The sequence below is a fragment of the Rhodoferax lithotrophicus genome, from assembly GCF_019973615.1.
Taxonomy (GTDB): domain Bacteria; phylum Pseudomonadota; class Gammaproteobacteria; order Burkholderiales; family Burkholderiaceae_C; genus Rhodoferax; species Rhodoferax lithotrophicus.
Window position 1 is genome coordinate 3542475 of sequence record NZ_AP024238.1, and the last position, 15756, is coordinate 3558230.

Annotated in this window: 17 protein-coding genes and 3 tRNA genes; 8 read left to right on the top strand and 12 right to left on the bottom strand. The window is 52.1% G+C overall.

Annotation, left to right across the window (positions count from 1 at the left end):
- Positions 1-3 precede the first annotated feature (3 nt).
- The 4 genes from LDN84_RS16305 to LDN84_RS16320 all read left to right on the top strand — a co-directional run bounded on the left by LDN84_RS16305 (position 4) and on the right by LDN84_RS16320 (position 1262).
- Positions 4-765 carry an NADH-quinone oxidoreductase subunit B family protein gene (locus tag LDN84_RS16305; RefSeq protein WP_223904489.1) on the top strand — a complete coding sequence of 254 codons (762 nt, stop codon included), beginning with the start codon at positions 4-6 and terminating at the stop codon, positions 763-765.
- A 132-nt stretch (positions 766-897) separates the two neighbouring features.
- Positions 898-973: transfer RNA gene (locus tag LDN84_RS16310), tRNA-Lys, on the top strand.
- A gap of 86 nt (positions 974-1059) precedes the next feature.
- Positions 1060-1135: transfer RNA gene (locus tag LDN84_RS16315), tRNA-Glu, on the top strand.
- A 50-nt stretch (positions 1136-1185) separates the two neighbouring features.
- Positions 1186-1262: transfer RNA gene (locus tag LDN84_RS16320), tRNA-Asp, on the top strand.
- Between the two features lie 134 nt (positions 1263-1396).
- Here the strand turns inward: LDN84_RS16320 and LDN84_RS16325 are convergent.
- The 3 genes from LDN84_RS16325 to orn form a co-directional block, all read right to left on the bottom strand.
- Positions 1397-2860, bottom strand: a complete 1464-nt coding sequence (locus tag LDN84_RS16325) for a sensor domain-containing diguanylate cyclase (RefSeq protein WP_223904490.1) — start codon at positions 2858-2860, stop codon at positions 1397-1399.
- A gap of 108 nt (positions 2861-2968) precedes the next feature.
- On the bottom strand, positions 2969-4828 hold the full coding sequence (locus tag LDN84_RS16330) for a DEAD/DEAH box helicase (RefSeq protein ID WP_223904491.1): 1860 nt from the start codon (positions 4826-4828) through the stop codon (positions 2969-2971).
- 247 nt (positions 4829-5075) lie between these two features.
- A complete protein-coding gene (gene orn, locus LDN84_RS16335) occupies positions 5076-5663 on the bottom strand; it encodes an oligoribonuclease (RefSeq protein ID WP_223904492.1) in 588 nt (195 codons plus the stop codon).
- 56 nt (positions 5664-5719) lie between these two features.
- On the opposite strand from orn, the gene LDN84_RS16340 reads away from it, so the two are divergent.
- Genes LDN84_RS16340 through rsgA form a run of 3 tightly spaced genes read left to right on the top strand, consistent with a single transcriptional unit; the run spans position 5720 to position 8255 of the window.
- On the top strand, positions 5720-6985 hold the full coding sequence (locus LDN84_RS16340; protein ID WP_223904493.1) for a M48 family metallopeptidase: 1266 nt from the start codon (positions 5720-5722) through the stop codon (positions 6983-6985).
- A gap of 14 nt (positions 6986-6999) precedes the next feature.
- The gene (locus tag LDN84_RS16345) at positions 7000-7341 is read left to right on the top strand and encodes a 4a-hydroxytetrahydrobiopterin dehydratase (RefSeq protein ID WP_223904494.1); all 342 of its coding nucleotides are present in this window, start codon (positions 7000-7002) and stop codon (positions 7339-7341) included.
- The gene (gene rsgA, locus LDN84_RS16350; protein ID WP_223904495.1) at positions 7338-8255 is read left to right on the top strand and encodes a ribosome small subunit-dependent GTPase A; all 918 of its coding nucleotides are present in this window, start codon (positions 7338-7340) and stop codon (positions 8253-8255) included. The genes LDN84_RS16345 and rsgA overlap by 4 nt, the downstream gene beginning before the upstream one ends.
- Positions 8256-8296: 41 nt before the next feature.
- Here the strand turns inward: rsgA and hisC are convergent, their stop codons facing one another.
- The 7 genes from hisC to rpsP form a co-directional block, all read right to left on the bottom strand.
- Positions 8297-9382 (bottom strand): histidinol-phosphate transaminase, encoded by a 1086-nt coding sequence (gene hisC, locus LDN84_RS16355; protein WP_223904496.1) that lies wholly within the window; start codon positions 9380-9382, stop codon positions 8297-8299.
- A 70-nt stretch (positions 9383-9452) separates the two neighbouring features.
- Positions 9453-10412, bottom strand: a complete 960-nt coding sequence (locus tag LDN84_RS16360; protein ID WP_223904497.1) for a cobalamin biosynthesis protein — start codon at positions 10410-10412, stop codon at positions 9453-9455.
- A gap of 25 nt (positions 10413-10437) precedes the next feature.
- Positions 10438-11109, bottom strand: a complete 672-nt coding sequence (locus tag LDN84_RS16365) for a CoA pyrophosphatase (RefSeq protein WP_223904498.1) — start codon at positions 11107-11109, stop codon at positions 10438-10440.
- 87 nt (positions 11110-11196) lie between these two features.
- The gene (gene rplS, locus LDN84_RS16370) at positions 11197-11580 is read right to left on the bottom strand and encodes a 50S ribosomal protein L19 (protein ID WP_223904499.1); all 384 of its coding nucleotides are present in this window, start codon (positions 11578-11580) and stop codon (positions 11197-11199) included.
- A 72-nt stretch (positions 11581-11652) separates the two neighbouring features.
- Positions 11653-12420 carry a tRNA (guanosine(37)-N1)-methyltransferase TrmD gene (gene trmD / locus LDN84_RS16375; protein WP_223904500.1) on the bottom strand — a complete coding sequence of 256 codons (768 nt, stop codon included), beginning with the start codon at positions 12418-12420 and terminating at the stop codon, positions 11653-11655.
- A gap of 10 nt (positions 12421-12430) precedes the next feature.
- A complete protein-coding gene (gene rimM / locus LDN84_RS16380; protein ID WP_223904501.1) occupies positions 12431-12994 on the bottom strand; it encodes a ribosome maturation factor RimM in 564 nt (187 codons plus the stop codon).
- A 9-nt stretch (positions 12995-13003) separates the two neighbouring features.
- Positions 13004-13255: a 30S ribosomal protein S16 gene (gene rpsP, locus LDN84_RS16385; RefSeq protein ID WP_223904502.1), complete on the bottom strand. Its 252-nt coding sequence runs from the start codon at positions 13253-13255 to the stop codon at positions 13004-13006.
- 128 nt (positions 13256-13383) lie between these two features.
- Here rpsP and LDN84_RS16390 point away from each other — a divergent pair, with 128 nt between their 5' ends.
- On the top strand, positions 13384-13905 hold the full coding sequence (locus LDN84_RS16390) for a GNAT family N-acetyltransferase (protein ID WP_223904503.1): 522 nt from the start codon (positions 13384-13386) through the stop codon (positions 13903-13905).
- A 29-nt stretch (positions 13906-13934) separates the two neighbouring features.
- Here LDN84_RS16390 and LDN84_RS16395 read toward each other — a convergent pair whose 3' ends face one another.
- The gene (locus tag LDN84_RS16395; protein WP_223904504.1) at positions 13935-14945 is read right to left on the bottom strand and encodes an inorganic phosphate transporter; all 1011 of its coding nucleotides are present in this window, start codon (positions 14943-14945) and stop codon (positions 13935-13937) included.
- 20 nt (positions 14946-14965) lie between these two features.
- Entirely contained in the window at positions 14966-15613 is a 648-nt protein-coding gene (locus LDN84_RS16400; RefSeq protein ID WP_223904505.1) for a DUF47 domain-containing protein, read from the bottom strand.
- Between the last annotated feature and the right edge of the window lie 143 nt (positions 15614-15756).

Here is a 15756-nt window from a genome sequence, read left to right on the forward strand (position 1 = left end):
ACCATGTTCCAATCCCTCGCCGTCCGCAAAGCCCAAGGCACGCAATTCATCCGCGACCTGCGTGCCGCCCAACCTGGCGGCTTTCGCGGCAAACCCCTCATTTCCGACCAGACTTGTGCACCAAACTGCCGCCTATGCCAGGAAGTGTGTCCGTCTAACGCTATCGAATTAAAAGCAGACCACGCAGATGCCGTCGCCATCGACCTGGGTCGCTGCGTACTGTGTGGCGACTGCGCCCCGGTGTGCCCCAGCCAGAAACTGAGCTTCAACAACGATGTGAAGCTATCGGCCACCACGCGCCAAGGCCTGGTGGTGACCGCCGCACGGCCCCACATTGACCCGGTGGTGATGTCGGCTGAATTGCACCAGCGTTTTGGCCGTTCACTGAAATTACGCTCGGTGTCGGCGGGCGGTTGTAATGGCTGCGAAATGGAAGTCAACGCCCTGTCCAACGTCAACTTCGACCTGGGTCGTTACGGCATCGACATCGTTGCCAGCCCGCGTCACGCCGACGGCCTGGTGCTCACCGGCCCCATCAGCCGCAACATGATGGCCGCCCTGCAAATCTGCTGGGAAGCGATTCCCGAGCCCAAACTGGTGATCGCCGTAGGCGCCTGCGCGATTTCAGGCGGGGTGTTTGCCGACAGTGAAGCCATTGGACGCGAGTTTCTGGACAAATACCCGCCCAGCCTCTACGTGCCCGGCTGCCCGGTGCATCCACTGACCTTCATCAGCGGAGTGATGGATTTGCTGGGGATTGCCTGAGAGATGATGGCTTGCCGTTGAAAGTCGACTTTGTCCCTGTGATTTGCGGATTCAGGTCAGGTTACGCTGGCTTTGACCTGATTTAAAGCCAAAATTTGCCGCTATAATATCAAGCTCGGTTAGCAACTAAAAGGGAATTTAGCTCAGCTGGTAGAGCAGCGGACTCTTAATCCGTCGGTCGAGAGTTCGAATCTCTCAGTTCCCACCAAGTTACATCGAAGCTCCGGCTTTCTCCGAATCTTGTTCTTAGCTCAAACTGTCCACATATTGGGTAGATTGATCAGATAAATATGAGACCCCATCGTCTAGAGGCCTAGGACATCACCCTTTCACGGTGAGTACCGGGGTTCGAATCCCCGTGGGGTCGCCAGTTTCATCTGTGGATGAACTTGGCACTGTGAGTGCAGTTTGTAACTATCAGGAGTGGTAGTTCAGTTGGTTAGAATATCGGCCTGTCACGCCGGGGGTCGCGGGTTCGAGTCCCGTCCACTCCGCCAAATAAAAGCCTACCATTTAAAAGTGGTAGGCTTTTTTTGCGTCAAATCTATCCGCAATTTCCATCGATTGCTCAAATCAAAGCGGATCCAGCATTTTTATTGCATTACAAATGCAGTGTGAGTGCATCTTGTCTTTATCCCCTGCGCCGCTCCATTTTTTCTTCTTCGTAATAACGCGCTTTGGATTCATACATGGACTTGTCAGCCAACCCAACGATGAACTCCGCCGATGTGGTTGCGTCGCCTGTGGCAACACCAATAGCCATGCTCAATTTTTGTCCTGGGTAATACTGGTTGTTAAGTTCAATCAAGGATTCAATGCGCTCACGAAAACTATGTGCTAGCCGAGCATCACATCCCGGCATCAACGCCACAAACTCATCGCCCCCGATACGCGCCACACAATAAGCCTTACCCACATTGGCACTGGTGAGAACCTCGCCAGCGCGACGCAGCAAACTGTCACCTGCGCCATGCCCCTCAACATCGTTGATTTGCTTTAGTCCATTCAAATCCATCAGCAAGACACTCAATGGCCACGGACCTTTGCGCGAGAGACGATTTAGTTCGTCGGTATAAAACGCCCGATTACACAAACGGGTCAGTGAATCATGCTTGCCAAGGTATTCCAGATACGCTTCAGCTTTTTTACGGGCTGTAATATCCACCAGTGACACCAAAACCATGTCCCAAGTCGCCTCATGCCCAGCAAGCACTGCGAACTGCATGTGTATGTTGATCACTTCACCACTCAGGGAATAGTTGATCACCTCACGCATTTGGGTAGTTTTGCCGTTCCAGAGGTCTTGCAGTTGCTCGGCAAATGAATCGTGCATTTCATCGCGAAACACACAATCAAGCTTTCCCAAGAGTTCTTCTTTGGACTGCGCCGCAAACATAGACAACGTTTCCTGATTCACATCCAGCACGTTGATTTTTGCGGCACAACGACTTACAAAATCTGGATGTACATTCACAAACACCCGAAAATCCCGAATACCCAGGCCACGTGCTTCATCAAGCAAATGCTTGACCCCGCTGAAATCTTCAACCCAAAGTGACACTGGTGAATAGTCAAACAAATCGCGCGCATAACGCTCACTCAACGTGAGTTGACGGCGAGCTTGTTCTCGCTCCGTCACATCCTCCAAAGAAACCAAAACCCTGTCCCACTTCGCTTCATGACCTTGTAATACACGCACACAAATCTGCACGTCAATGCGACGGCCATCCAATCCGTAATTGACAGTTTGATTGGTAAAGTTCAGTGTGCCATGCCACAAATATTTCATTTCCAGAAGCATTTGTTCAAACATGTCGCCGCGAAAGACATCTGACAGGCGCTCAATCAATACTTTTTGGCTGGGGGCAGCAAAAACCTTGAGTGTTTGCTGATTCACCTTGATCACTTGTAAACATTGGGCACACTGCTGGATCAACTCTGGAGAGTTCCGCAGATGTGCCTCAATTTCTGTCACACCCTGGGCACGCCAGTGTTCAAACAGCGTCTTGAGTGCACTGTAGTCTTCAAGCCAAAGCGAAATTGGCGCAGAGTCAAATAACAACTCAAAATCCGCTTCCTGCAATAAACCAGGCATCGCTACTCCCCAAAAGATGTTGATTGTGCATGAGCCACGTGTACCACCGACAAAAAAAGAGCCCGTAGGCTCTTTAACCTATGGGCTCTTTGGATACGTGACTGCAGCTCAGCGGTCGTTTTTAGAAAAACGCTTTTGTGCATCACGCGGCACAAACACCTTGCCACCACCCGCAGGTTTGGAGAAAGCGGGTTTGCCAAAAGCTGGCTTGCGAGGGGCGAAATCTGCACGGGGAGCCGCACCTGCATTACGTTCACCGGCAAAGCGGTCGTTGAAACCACCTTTGCGTTCATAGCTGAAACCTTCGCGGGGCGCAGCTGATGGGCGGCTATCACGGTCGGCAAAGCCAGAACTATTGTTTTGATAGCTACCTGCGCCTACGATACGCGGGCCACCGGCATTTCTGTCAGCAAAACCGCCGCGCGGTGCATCAAACTGGCCACGTGGTGCATCAAAGCCACCGGTGGGACGGCCACCGCCGCCAAATTTGCGATCACGCGGGGCAAAATTGCCACCGCCACGGTTGTCGCGGCCACCAAAACCACTGGGGCGTGATTCAGGAATACGCTGTTTGGGTTCCAGGCCAGGAATGACATCAGGCTTGATCGGCTGACGGCTGTAGGCTTCGATGTCAAAAATCTTGCGGCGATCACGCAATTCGGCAAAGGTGATGGCCAGACCGTCACGCCCGGCACGGCCGGTACGGCCAATGCGGTGGGTGTAGTCTTCGGCTTTCATCGGCAAGCCAAAGTTGAACACGTGGGTGATGGTGGGCACGTCAATGCCGCGGGCGGCCACATCGGTGGCCACCAGAATTTGCACGTGGCCTTGACGCAAAGCCATCAAACGGCGGTTGCGCAGACCCTGGCTCAAAGCGCCATGCAAAGCCACTGCGTCAAAACCGTCTTGCTGCAGATCATTGGCCAGGCCATCACATTCAATTTGTGTGCTGGCAAACACAATCGCCTGGTTGATGGTGGTGTCGCGCAGCCAGTGGTCGAGCAGCTTGCGTTTGTGCTGGGCGTTGTCGGCCCAGAACAGCACTTGCTTGATGTTGGCGTGTTTTTCTTGGGGGCTGTCGATGGTGATGCGTTGCGGTTCACGCATGACCCGGGCAGCAAGTTGCTGAATACGCGGCGCAAAGGTCGCGCTGAACATCATGGTTTGCTTGCGGTCAATGGTGAGCTGGTTGATTTCAGCCAGGTCGTCCGAGAAGCCGAGATCCAGCATGCGGTCAGCCTCATCGACCACCAAAAACTGCACCTGATCAAGCTTGATTTGCATCGAGCGTTGCAGATCGAGCAAACGGCCGGGCGTAGCCACCACCAGGTTGGCGTTTTGCAATTTGGCAATTTGCAACTGGTAAGGCATACCACCCACAATGTTGGCCACACGCAGGCCACGGCAATGCTGCACCAGGTCGATGGCATCGTGGGCCACTTGCTGGGCCAGTTCGCGGGTGGGGCACACAATCAATGCGCCAGGGGTCGGGGCGGTGAAGTGGCGTGGGTTGGTGGGGTCTTTGCGTTTGGCGCGTTTGGGAGGTGCTTCACCTTTGGCTGCAGCTTCCGCCACGGCATGCTCGTATTGCGCACGTGCATCGGCTTCGGCCTGTTCTTGCTGTTTCAGCAAGGTGTGCAACACGGGCAGCAAGAATGCTGCTGTTTTGCCACTGCCGGTCTGGCTGGAAACCATCAAGTCGATGAATTTCGCAGCACTGCCGTCATTGGCAACACCTTGCATGGCCAATGGAATGGTTTTCATCTGAACTGTGGTCGGCTGGGTAAAGCCCAGGTCTTTGACCGCCAGAATCAGTTCTGGAGCCAGCCCCAGGGTCACAAAGCCGTTGGGAACGTCAACAACTTCGACCTCGGGTGCGTCGGTTGCATCGTGTGGCAACAAGTTGATGTCATTGGAAAAGTTTTCGGCAGACGAAATTTCGCCAGCCGCTAAAGTAGCGTCAGTCATGGAATGTCCTCAAACGCGGCGCCCCGCAAGTTGTGCGGTGGCTCCGTGTGATGGTTAAAAAACATCAACCATCAAACGGAACCGGCTCAGACTCAACAATATTGAGTTCGTTTCGAAGCAGGGAGCCCTTTTAAATTCAAACTGAAAATCAGCTTGGCTTTGGACTCAGTGAATGTTGGGAGATGTGCAAATATGCACTACGGTTTGCAGTGCAGCCAAGGATTATGCCATGAATTCGGGTTTCTACCTAACTTGGCAGTTGAAGAAAGTGGGCGCGGTAGTGTTCCAGCTCATCAATGGACTCATGTACATCGGCCAAAGCGGTGTGACGCTGCTTTTTCTTGAAGCTTTTTTGGACCAGCGGGGCCCAACGTTTGGCCAGCTCCTTGAGGGTGCTGACATCCAGATTCCGGTAATGGAAAAACGCCTCCAGCTTGGGCATGTACTTGGCCAAAAACCGCCGATCCTGACCAATGCTGTTGCCACACATGGGCACAGTGCCTTTGGGCGCATAGTGGGTCAAGAATGCCAGCAATTGCTGCTCGGCTTCAAGCTCGGTCATCACCGATGCCTTGACCTTGTCAATCAGGCCACTTTTGCCATGTGTACCCTTGTTCCAGGCATCCATGCCGCCCAAGAGTTCATCACTCTGGTGAATCACCAGCACCGGGCCTTCAATACGTTGTGTCAGCAAGGGGTCTGTCACGATCACGGCAATTTCAATGATACGGTCGTGCTCGGGGTTCAGGCCGGTCATTTCACAATCCAGCCAAATCAGATTTTGGTCGGATTTGGCCAGAGGCGCACTGGAGGTGTGGGTGTTGGTGGAACTCATGGCGGCGGATTGTCGCTGATGCCCTAAACTTCGCCGCCATACCCGCCTTCACATCTATGACCGATCTTTCCTTTGCTTTCACCTGTTTGTTTACCGCGGCCCTTGTGCTGGGCTTATTGATCAAGTTTTGGCTCAGTTCGCGCCAAATTCGCCATGTGGCGCTCCACCGCAGTGCCGTACCAACTGCTTTTTCAAAAACCATTTCACTTGATGCACACCAAAAGGCCGCCGACTACACACTTGCCAAGGCACGTTTGGGTTTGCTTGAAATGACATTGGAGACTGTCGTGTTATTGGCGTGGACACTGCTGGGCGGCTTGTCTGCGCTGAATGAAGTGTTGGCGCAATGGCTGGGCAACAGCATGACACAGCAATTGATGCTGTTGCTGAGCTTTGTCCTGGTGGGTGGACTGATCGAGTTGCCGATGTCGTGGTACCAAACCTTTGTGCTGGAGGAGCGGTTTGGCTTCAACAAGACCACGCTCAAATTGTGGCTGGCTGACTTGATGAAATCCACTTTGATTGGCGCTTTGATTGGCCTGCCTATTGCCGCGCTGATTTTATGGATGATGGCGGCCACGGGTAGCTTGTGGTGGTTGTGGGCCTGGTTGTTCTGGATGGGGTTTAACCTGCTGTTGCTGGTGATTTACCCCACACTGATTGCGCCCTTATTCAACAAATTTATTCCACTGGAAGATGAGACCTTGAAAGCCCGTGTCACAGCACTGATGCAACGCTGCGGCTTTCACGCCAAAGGCTTGTTTGTGATGGATGGCAGCAAACGCAGTGCCCATGCCAACGCCTATTTCACCGGTTTTGGCGCAGCCAAACGGGTGGTGTTTTACGACACGCTGCTCTCCAAGCTCAGCGCAGACGAGGTGGATGCGGTACTGGCGCACGAACTCGGGCATTTCAAACACAAACACATCCTCAAACGCATCGTGTCGATGTTTGCCATGAGTTTGGCCGGCTTTGCCCTGCTGGGCTATTTGGCACAACAAACCTGGTTTTATACCGGCCTGGGTGTCCAACCGAATGTGATGGCGGCCAATGACGCGCTGGCACTCTTGCTCTTCATGCTGGCACTGCCCCTGTTCAGTTTCTTTGTTGCGCCGGTTTTTGCCCAACTGTCTCGCACCCATGAATTTGAGGCCGATGCTTATGCTGTTCAACAAACCAGTGCATCAGACTTATCCACCGCACTGCTCAAGCTGTACGAAGACAACGCTTCTACCCTGACTCCTGACCCGTTATATGTGCGTTTTTATTACTCACATCCTGGTGCATCTGAGCGCCTGTCACGCATGAATGCCTCAGCTTAAAACCCAATATTTATATGAAAAATAGCACTCTAGTGCCTATCAGTAAAGCGCTAACAGCTACACAAATAATAGCAAGTTTAGCGAAGCTGGAGGGTTGGAAACTCAGTGGGGATGGCAGCGATCTGGTGATAGAAAAAACCTACAGGTTTGCCAGCTACGCCCAAACCATGACATTTGTGAACAGCGTGGCCTGGATCGCTCAGATACGCAATCACCACCCGGCTTTGCAGGTTCATTTTGACCGCTGTGTGGTGCAATACCAAACCCACGATGTCGGCGGGCTGACCCAGCTTGATTTCGACAACGCAGCAACCATAGATGCCCTGCCCATGGCCTCACCTGGCAGCATTTCATGACCCTCAATTTGCGTGCACCTGGCCTGATCGTGGCCAACTATGGGCGACATTTTCTGGTGGAAACGGATCAGGGTGAGCGTTTGATTTGCCACTCTCGTGGTAAAAAAAGCCAGGGTGTGGTGGGCGACCGGGTGCTGTGGCTGGCCTCCCAGGACGAAGGCACGATTGAGAAAATTGAGCCTCGGCGCAACCTGTTTTATCGCCAGGACGATGTGCGTACCAAAACCTTTGCCGCGAACCTGGATCAGGTGCTGATTCTGTTGGCCGCCGAACCCGAGTTTTCCAGCGGCCAACTTTCACGCGCCCTGATCGCAGCAGAAGAACAGCACATCACGCCGCTGATTGCCCTTAATAAAAGTGATTTGACCGTGCCATTTGCCCGGGCTTGGGAATGGTTGTTGCCCTACCGGAACATGGGCTACGACGTGATTCCGCTATCGCTCAAGGATGAAGCACCTAGCCGCCAAACCCTGACCCAACGCCTGGCAGGAAAAACCACGCTGGTGCTAGGTCCCTCGGGCGCTGGGAAAAGCACCTTGATCAATTGTCTGATTCCCGGTGCACTGGTCCAAACCGGCGTGTTGTCACAAGCTCTGAACAGTGGCAAACACACCACCACCAGCACCACTTGGTATTGGGTCGATGTGGAGAAAACCACGGCATTGATTGACTCCCCAGGATTTCAGGAGTTTGGCCTGAACCACATTGATCCCGCACAACTGGCCGCCTACATGCCAGATTTAAAACCGCATGTGAAGAACTGCAAGTTTTACAACTGCAGCCACCTGCATGAACCGGGGTGTGGTGTAATTTCTGCAGTCAAATCGAGCGATAGCGCAGATGAAATAAGTGTGAATCGCTACAAAATTTACAGCGATTTATATGCTGAGCTTAAGGGCATGCGGCGTTATTAAACGCACACTCCAACGAATAAAAACAGCCGCCCATACGCCATTCAACGGTCAACAACAGGTTGAAGAATTTCCGTCAAAGTCATCACGAGCTGATCACATTGATGAAGCGTGCCAATACTGATGCGCAAATACTGCTCAATACGTGCTTGATTGAAATGGCGCACCAACACCCCGCGCTGACGCAGGTTGGTGGCCAATTGGGCTGCATCAACCTTGGGATGACGAGCAAACACAAAATTGGTTTGGGATGGCAACACCACAAAACCCAGATCCTCAAGCGCCAATACCAAGCCTTCCCGGCTGCTCATGACGGCTTGACAAGTTTGCTCAAAGTAAGCCCGGTCCTCAAAAGCCGCCACCCCACCGGCAATGGCCAGGCGATCCAGCGGATAGGAGTTAAAGCTATTTTTCACTCGTGTCAACGCATCGATCAAATGCGCCTGTCCGCAAGCGTAGCCAATGCGTAACCCGGCCAGAGAACGCGATTTGGACAAAGTATGAACCACCAGCAAGTTGGGATAACGGTCAATCAAACCCACGGCACTTTGCCCACCAAAATCAACATAAGCCTCATCCACCAGCACCACACGGTTGGGATGCATCTGCAGCAAGCACTCGATATCACTTAGAGGCAGCCCCATGCCGGTAGGTGCGTTCGGGTTGGCCAGCACCACTCCGGCCACCGCACGGTCTGTAGCGTAGTCCGCAACACGCAGCTGCAAACTCACATCCAGTGGCACAGTGCGCACTTCAATGCCATACAGGCGGCAATACACCTGGTAAAAGCTGTAGCTGATGTCAGGCATCAAGAGTGGGCAGTTTTGCTGAAAAAAGGCAAAAAAGACATGTGCCAACACTTCGTCCGAGCCATTGCCCAAAAACACTTGCTCGAGGGTTAGTCCGTGTTGTGCTGCAATCGCTTGGCGCAGTACCGTAGCCGCGGGATCAGGGTAAAGCTGCAAACCCTGTTGGGCCGCCTGAGTGATGGCTGCAATCACTTGAGGAGATGGCGGGTACGGGTTTTCGTTGGTATTAAGCTTGACCAAGTTGGCCAACTTGGGTTGCTCACCCGGCACATAAGGCGATAGTTGCGCCACGACGGGGCTGAAATAACAGGTTTTTTCCACGTTTAACTACTAATTAGAGAACAACTTGTGCCCAATAGACAGGGTCAATAGCCCGAATAGATGAAAAAAATTAGCCTAGCAAACGGGCCAGTGTCAAAAGTGCCAGCAATACCACCCACATGACCACAGCACGCCAAACCAACCCCACGACGATGGCTAAATGAGCCAATTCGGGTGCAGGTCGCTGGTTCGGACGCTCACCCACAACCGATGCAGCCAAGCCTGGAACAGGCATACCCATGGTCGGCAAGGAAATATTAACCGCACCAGCGGTGGCGGCCAACAGCAACCCATCATTCTGCTGGCCAGACTGTTCAGCATATTGACGCCAGCCATCGATGGCCTCCTCAAAATTACCCACTACAGCAAAGCCCAGGGCAGTGACCCGGGCTGGAAGCCAATCCATGAGATTCCAAGCCGTTTGTGCATTGGTTTGTAATGCTTCACTCACTGGTTGGTGGTGCGTTTGACTCTGATGTTGCCAATACCGCGCAACAAATTCACTTAGCCGGTACAAAACCGCACCCATGGGTCCCAAACCAAAAGCGGCCAACACAGAAAACCATGCCAACACACCAAACACATGTCGATGTGAAGCCAGTACGGAAAACTGAATAACACGTCCAATCATGTCGCTACGTGACCAGTTCTGCGTTTCAATATGCTGCCAGTCTGACAATAAAGTACGCGCCAACGGTTCATCGTCCACAGCCAGAGCATCACGAATTTGGGTGAAGTGAAAGCTGAACTGGCGGAACCCCAGAGATGCATAGAGAACCAAAGCACTCCAAACCATGGCCAATGGCCAGCCAATCCACAAGTCCAATGCCCAGTAAACCAGCAAAGCCAAGAGAGACGGCAGACCAACCGCTGCGCCCCAAGCCAGCCAGCCGTGCAAGGGTTTACCTGCATCCAAATTCCGGGTACACCATCTCACCCAAGAACGCATGGATGCATGGATGACATTGCCCCGGCCCAGGGGATGCGCCTGCTCCAGCAGCAGAGCAAAAAGTACAGAGATAAAGCTCATGTAATCATCATAGCGGCAGTGATGCTCAAGCTCGCAAAAAACGATAAAAGTTACGCAACATACCGGCCGTGGCACCCCATATAAAGCGTTCGTTGTCACCATCCTGATAGGGCATGGACAACCATTCGCGCTGAACACCTTGCCAATTGACCAAGTGATGCCGATGGTGTGCCGGATTCATCAAAAAATGCAACGGCACCTCAAAGGCTTCGGCCACTTCAAACGGATTGAGTTGCAACGAAAAATCGGGTGAGACCAGCGCAACAACGGGGGTCACATGAAACATCGAACCGGTCACATAAACCGGCAATTGGCCCAACACTTCCACAAATGAAGCAGCCAGTCCAACCTCTTCCTGGGCCTCACGCAAGGCGGCCGCGGCTGCATCGGCATCTGTCGCATCCATGCGCCCTCCTGGAAACGCAATTTGCCCCGAATGGGTTGAAAGATGCATGGTTCGCAACGTGAGTAGCACCGTGGGTTCAGGGCGCATGATGATCGGCACAAGCACCGCGGCGGACACGGGTGAACGGTCTAAAAATTTTTTCTCGGCCAGAAATTCAGGTTCCCATGCCAAGGGTGCAACAAACCGCTGGCGCAAGGCCTGGGGCTGCAAGGCCTCCATAGGTACAGCAGGCAAATGGTGATCAACCCTGTCCACCGGCACCGTTTTCGGATTAATCTTGGCGTGAGTCATGCGCTGCAAATTTCAATGGGTAAAGCCTGACAAAAAAAAACCGCCACACGTTCAGCGCGGCGGTTTTTGGGAGAGGCTTTGTGCCAATCAAGCAGCTGTGGTAGCAGCCACTTTGCGTGCAGGCAGTTTTTCTTTGATACGTGCCGACTTACCGCTGCGGTCGCGCAAGTAGTAAAGCTTGGCACGACGCACATCACCACGACGTTTGACTTCAATGCTGGCAATCAAAGGGCTGTAAGTTTGGAATGTACGCTCAACACCTTCACCGCTGGAGATTTTGCGAACGGTAAAACCGCTGTTCAGGCCACGATTACGCTTGGCAATCACCACGCCTTCGTAAGCTTGCAAACGCTTGCGTGTACCTTCAACCACATTCAAGCTCACCACCACGGTGTCGCCAGGGCCAAAGTCAGGAATGGTTTTATTCAGACGAGCAATTTCTTCTTGCTCAAGGATTTGAATCAGATTCATAGGGTCTTTCAATGATCATGCAAGCACCAGTGTCACCATGACACATGCTGAGATACAAACATCACAGCGGTCTTACAGAGGATCGGTAAGCCCAGCATTATAGCGTGACAATGTAACCTCATCTGATTTTGATAAATGTCCGGCACGGCGCGCCTGGTCAATCAATTCTGGACGTAATCGCTGGGTGAGCATCAATCGCTGGCTGCGCCGCCATTGCTCAATATGGATGTGGTGCCCACTGAGCAAGACTTCGGGTACAGCTTGCTCATTCCATATCTCTGGACGCGTGAAATGGGGGCAATCCAAAAGTCCATCCAACCCCGGATTAAAACTATCTTGCGCATGGCTTTCGGCATCACCAAGGACGCCTGGCTGCAGACGAGCCACCGCATCCAGCAAAGCCATTGCTGCAATTTCCCCACCCGAGAGCACAAAATCGCCCAGGCTGATTTGCTCGGTGACATGTGCATCTACAAACCGCTGATCAATGCCTTCGTAACGCCCACAAATCAGCACCGCCCCTTGACTAGCCGCCCAGTGGGTGACTTGGGCGTGATCCATCTTGCGCCCCAAAGGAGAAAAAAGTACCACAGGCACTTCTGCTTGGCGCTCAGCTTGAATGGCTAACAGACATTTTTTCAGCGGCTCGGCCATCATGACCATACCCGGTCCACCACCAAAAGGTCGATCATCTACCCGGCGGTAATTACCCTGCGCATGCTCTCGTGGATTAAAAAAATGCACATCCACCAAACCCGACGAATAAGCTCGTCGTGTGATGCCGGTGGCCAAAAATGGCACAAACAACTCCGGAAACAGCGTGACCACATCAAACCGCATGGCACCGCCTTCAGTAATCGAGTTGCCAGTCCACCAAAATTCGCCGCTCAGGCAAATTCACATCATCAATGTATTGCGCAACAAAAGGAATCATCCGGGACTCAGACTTTAAGTTTTTTGTATCTTCTATGACCAACACTGTTTGTGGCCCAGTGGACAAAAGCTCACTCACACAGCCCAAACTTTGCCCCTCCCGATTGATCACCTCGAGACCAATAAGATCAACCCAGTAATACTCATCTTCCTGAGCTGCAGGAAAACTTGATTTTGGAATAAAAATACGCGCACCGCGCAGGGAGTCCGCCACAGAGCGATCAACCACATCCTGGGCACATGCAACAACGGTACCTGAGTGGAGTTTGACTTCTTTGACATGCAAAGAACACACACCCTCAAAGGCTTTCACACCTTTTTCTGAGGGCAATAGATACCAGCGTTTGCATGAAAAAAGCGCCTCAGGATCGGCGCTATAGGGCAGTACCTTGAACCACCCTTTGATGCCCCAGGCATCAAAGACGCGCCCAACTTCAATTGCATCTGCCGGAAGTTCGGCAGCCTCAAGGCCGGGCAGCATCACTAAAAATCAGGCCGCTTTTTTGGCCAACTGATTCACCAAGCGCTCCACCGTAGGAGAAGCTTGAGCACCCACACTGCGCCAGTAAGTCAAGCGATCCTGTGCAATACGAATGCTTTCTTCGTTTGCCGTTGCAATGGGGTTGTAAAAACCAATGCGTTCAATGAAGCGACCATCACGGCGAGTCCGCTTGTCTGCAACAACAATATTAAAAAACGGGCGTGCTTTAGCACCGCCACGGGCGAGTCGAATGACGACCATGATTTATCCTTTGGGGAGTGGAAAATTTCCACGAAATTGGCACAAAATCTGGCGTTTGAGACACGCGACATAGCCACCCGGCTATGCGACACGACAGACAGCCGATCATTATATCAACTTCAGACACCATGCCCATCATCCGACCAAGCCAAGTCACTGACATTCCACAAATTACCCAAATTTACGCTAACCATGTCCGCCATGGGACAGGTACATTTGAAATAGATCCACCCACTGAAGATGACATGGCACAACGACGTGCAGATGTTTTGAGCAGACATCTGCCTTACATTGTGGTCGTCGAAGGCGAGCGTATTTTGGGATATGCGTACTGCAACTGGTTTAAACCCAGGCCAGCGTACCGCTATTGTGCAGAGGATTCGATTTACCTGGCTCCAGAATCTATCGGCAAAGGGTTGGGACGAATTCTTTTGGCCGAGCTCATCTATCAAGCCGAACTCTCCGGAGTGCGAAAACTCATCGCTGTGATTGGCGACTCGAACAACCTAGGTTCGATTAGAGTCCACCAAAGCACGGGTTTTAAGCATGTTGGCACACTTCAATCGTGCGGCTGGAAGTTTGAGCGCTGGCTGGATGTGGTGATGATGGAAAAATCCATCGGACAAGGCGATAGAACACGCCCAGATTGATCTCAAACGCTCATCCAAATGAGCAAACCTCACAAAATCTGCAAGCTGACCCAATAGGCCACTGCAGCGACAAAGGCGCTGGCAGGAATGGTCAGCACCCAAGCCCAAATGATGTTGCCAGCAACGCCCCAACGCACTGCACTGGCACGGCGCGTAGCACCCACTCCCACAATTGCACCCGTAATGGTATGCGTGGTGGAAACGGGAATACCCAAAGCTGTGGCCATGAACAACGTCAATGCCCCACCCGTTTCGGCACAAAAACCTCCTACTGGCTTAAGTTTGGTGATGCGCTGCCCCATGGTCTTCACAATCCGCCAACCACCCAGCATCGTACCCAGTCCAATCGCTGAATAACAAATCAAAATGACCCAATTGGGAGGCGAGCTGTCGCCCGAGTTGGCGTAACCTGTGGCGATCAGAAGCATCCAAATGAGACCAATGGTTTTTTGCGCATCATTACCACCATGCCCCAAGCTGTAGGCTCCAGCTGAAATCAATTGAAGACGACGAAACCACTTATCCACCTTCAGAGGACGAAAACCACGAAAAGCCCATGACACCACCACCATCATGAGCGAGCCTAACAAAAAACCAAGCAATGGCGACACAAAAATGAATACCACGGTTTTCATGATTCCTGCGACAAGCAATGCAGCCACTCCAGCCTTGGCAACGGCTGCACCGGCAATGCCGCCGATCAATGCATGTGATGAACTACTGGGGATACCGTAGTACCAAGTAATAAAGTTCCAGGTGATGGCACCAACGAGGGCACCAAACACCACATGGGTATCCACGATACCAGGCATCACAATACCTTTACCCACCGTGGCCGCCACACTCAAATGAAAAATGAAAATGGCAACAACATTAAAAAAGGCTGCAAAAACTACCGCCTGACCAGGCTTGAGCACCCCGGTAGACACCACAGTAGCGATAGAGTTGGCGGCATCATGAAATCCATTCATGAAATCAAACACCACAGCCATCAGCACCAAAACCACCACCACCCACAACGCAGCTTGTACAGTTTCCATGAATCAAACCTTGTTGCTAATCAAGAGTTTTCGAGGATGATGCCCTCGATCAAATTTGCCACATCTTCACAACGGTCTGTGATGGTTTCCAACAGCTCATAGATGGCTTTGAGCTTAATGACCTCGCGTACATCTGGCTCTTCCCGGAACAACTTGCTCATAGCTGTGCGCATCACACGATCTGCATCACTTTCCAATTTATCAATTTCGTCACAGGTTTTCAGGGCAGCTTCGGCAGTTGATGCTTCAGCAATCTTGTTCAGCAATTTGACTGCATCGCGCAGCCGTTCACAACACTTGACACTCAAATCAGTCAAACGAGTAATCTCTTCGGTCATGTGATGTACATCGTACAAAGCCATGGTTTCGGCCGAATCCTGAATCAAATCAGCCACGTCGTCCATGGTATTGATCAAGCTATGAATCTGCTCACGATCAATGGGAGTAATGAACGTCTTGTGAATCGCTTTGTTAACCTCATGGGTCACTCGATCAGCAGCACCTTCTGCATCATTGACTTGGCGATGGTATTTTGCGCGCAAATCCAGATCGTTGTAATTTTCAACCAGCTTAGAAAATGCCTGAGCAGCCGCAACGATATGGTCAGCGTGTTGATCAAAAAGAACAAAAAAATTCGTATCGCGCGGTAGCAATTTGCCAAAAAACACAGAAAACTCCTTGTGGGATGAGTTCGGCTGAGTGTCCAACCGATTAGGTATGAGTTTAACCGTCAGGTCTTGTCAGACGTCCAAAAACACAAAAGCACAACAGTTTTCACCATCGTGCTCTTGCATCTAAAAATTCCTGATCT

Coding starts and splice junctions, on each gene's coding strand:
- LDN84_RS16305 (WP_223904489.1), top strand. CDS start 4: ATGTTCCAATCCCTCGCCGTCCGCAAAGCCCAAGGCACGCAATTCATC.
- LDN84_RS16325 (WP_223904490.1), bottom strand. CDS start 2,860: ATGCCTGGTTTATTGCAGGAAGCGGATTTTGAGTTGTTATTTGACTCT.
- LDN84_RS16330 (WP_223904491.1), bottom strand. CDS start 4,828: ATGACTGACGCTACTTTAGCGGCTGGCGAAATTTCGTCTGCCGAAAAC.
- orn (WP_223904492.1), bottom strand. CDS start 5,663: ATGAGTTCCACCAACACCCACACCTCCAGTGCGCCTCTGGCCAAATCC.
- LDN84_RS16340 (WP_223904493.1), top strand. CDS start 5,720: ATGACCGATCTTTCCTTTGCTTTCACCTGTTTGTTTACCGCGGCCCTT.
- LDN84_RS16345 (WP_223904494.1), top strand. CDS start 7,000: ATGAAAAATAGCACTCTAGTGCCTATCAGTAAAGCGCTAACAGCTACA.
- rsgA (WP_223904495.1), top strand. CDS start 7,338: ATGACCCTCAATTTGCGTGCACCTGGCCTGATCGTGGCCAACTATGGG.
- LDN84_RS16360 (WP_223904497.1), bottom strand. CDS start 10,412: ATGAGCTTTATCTCTGTACTTTTTGCTCTGCTGCTGGAGCAGGCGCAT.
- LDN84_RS16365 (WP_223904498.1), bottom strand. CDS start 11,109: ATGACTCACGCCAAGATTAATCCGAAAACGGTGCCGGTGGACAGGGTT.
- rplS (WP_223904499.1), bottom strand. CDS start 11,580: ATGAATCTGATTCAAATCCTTGAGCAAGAAGAAATTGCTCGTCTGAAT.
- trmD (WP_223904500.1), bottom strand. CDS start 12,420: ATGCGGTTTGATGTGGTCACGCTGTTTCCGGAGTTGTTTGTGCCATTT.
- rimM (WP_223904501.1), bottom strand. CDS start 12,994: ATGCTGCCCGGCCTTGAGGCTGCCGAACTTCCGGCAGATGCAATTGAA.
- rpsP (WP_223904502.1), bottom strand. CDS start 13,255: ATGGTCGTCATTCGACTCGCCCGTGGCGGTGCTAAAGCACGCCCGTTT.
- LDN84_RS16390 (WP_223904503.1), top strand. CDS start 13,384: ATGCCCATCATCCGACCAAGCCAAGTCACTGACATTCCACAAATTACC.
- LDN84_RS16395 (WP_223904504.1), bottom strand. CDS start 14,945: ATGGAAACTGTACAAGCTGCGTTGTGGGTGGTGGTGGTTTTGGTGCTG.